Genomic DNA, 1,643 nt, shown 5'->3' with positions numbered 1-1,643 from the left:
CTTCTGGTGGAGATGGACGGCTTCGATGTCCATGATACGGTAATTTTAATTGCTGCCACTAACCGTCCCGATATTCTGGATCCTGCTCTTCTGAGGACAGGGCGCTTTGATCGACACATTGCCGTGGACCGTCCTGATCTGGTCGGCCGGGAGAAGATCCTGGAAGTTCACGCTCGCGGAAAGCCCCTGGAAAAGGATGCAGATCTCAAGGTCATCGCCCGTCAGACTCCTGGTTTTACCGGAGCCGATCTGGCCAATCTCCTGAACGAGGCTGCTCTTCTGGCTGCCCGTCACGGTAAAAAGAAAGTCTCTATGTCCGAACTGGAGCAGGCTATCGAGAGGGTCATAGCTGGTCCGGAGAGAAAGACCAGGGTTATGAGTCAAAAAGAGAAGAATATCGTGGCTTATCACGAGGCGGGTCATGCCCTCATTGCTCATTATCTGCCCCATACCAATCCAGTCCATAAGATTTCCATTGTTTCTCGGGGAAGAGCTCTTGGGTATACCATTACCCTTCCCACTGAGGACAAATACCTGGTATCCAGATCCGAGCTTTATGATAATCTGGCTCAGCTTCTGGGAGGACGGGTAGCCGAGCAACTGATATTTGGGGATATTACCACCGGTGCCCAAAATGATCTGGAGACTGCAACTAAAATTGCCCGCCAGATGGTATGCGAATACGGAATGAGTGATACACTCGGACCTCTTACTCTGGGCCAGAAACAGGATCAGGTCTTCCTGGGTCGGGACTTTGCTTCTCATCCCGATTACAGCGAACAGGTAGCCTTTGAGATCGACAAGGAAATCCGAAGGATAGTGGATGAAGCCTATAACAAAGCTGAAGACATTCTGGAAGAACATCGGGACAAGATGGATCTTCTGGCCGAAGAATTAATGGAGAAGGAGACTTTAAGCAGGAAGGAAGTTCTCCAGCTTCTATCCGAGGAGGGAGCTTCTGCGGAAGCTGAGCCCCAAAAGGGTGAGACAGAGAGACAACAAGAAAGGCCAGAGGAAAGAGTCAGACCCAGGAGGGAGAGAAAACTGATCAGGCCGGAACCGGCGGTGGAGTAAAAGAGGAGAGCAAGGCTGAGGACAAAGCCCGTTTCAGCGGGCCTGGCATGCATGGGAGCTGTTCGGGTGTCGGGAATCTGCTGCCCGTACGTACCGCCATCATGAGCCATCGCCTCGATGAGCTTTGGCATAGGATCTATAACTTGCCCCCAGCCTGAAATGATCCTATACCTTTTCCAAGTTGACAGCGAAGCGATAAGAGCGTATTTTTGTTTCATGCCTACAGTGTTGCGTATTGGGCCCTATCGCTTCTTTTTCTATGCAGGCGACCGGGATGAAGCACCACATGTTCACGTGGAACGGGAGGACTACATCGCCAAGTTTTGGCTTGACCTGGTAAGACTGGTCCACAGTAGCGGCTTTAGCCGAAAAGAAATCAACGAGATACAGCGGCATGTCGAAGAAAATCAAGCGCACTTACTAAGGAGTTGGAATGAGTTCTTTAGTCGTTGAAACACGATTAGCCAAAGTCCAATGGGTAACTATTGCTGAAGATACTCTCACAGTGGATTTGTCCGATGGGCGTACCATTTCTGTGCCCCTTAGTTGGTATCCCCGGCTTCTGCACG

3 protein-coding genes are annotated in these 1,643 nt (G+C 50.8%); all 3 read left to right on the top strand.

The genetic code is table 11. The features are described from left to right. On the top strand, positions 1-1,074 hold a 1,074-nt coding region (locus HW443_RS11085), incomplete at its 5' end, for an ATP-dependent metallopeptidase FtsH/Yme1/Tma family protein (RefSeq protein WP_176238211.1). A 117-nt stretch (positions 1,075-1,191) separates the two neighbouring features. After that, positions 1,192-1,527: a DUF4160 domain-containing protein gene (locus HW443_RS14115; RefSeq protein ID WP_308751106.1), complete on the top strand. Its 336-nt coding sequence runs from the start codon at positions 1,192-1,194 to the stop codon at positions 1,525-1,527. Beyond that, positions 1,508-1,643: DUF2442 domain-containing protein (locus HW443_RS14110; RefSeq protein ID WP_176238210.1), on the top strand; the 136-nt coding region annotated here is incomplete at its 3' end. The genes HW443_RS14115 and HW443_RS14110, both read left to right, overlap by 20 nt.

Origin of the sequence: Candidatus Hakubella thermalkaliphila, from assembly GCF_013281975.1 — a bacterium.
GTDB lineage: Bacteria > Actinomycetota > Humimicrobiia > Hakubellales > Hakubellaceae > Hakubella > Hakubella thermalkaliphila.
The sequence above is the reverse complement of the archived record's forward strand: the minus strand, read 5'-3'. Positions and strand labels throughout refer to the sequence as shown.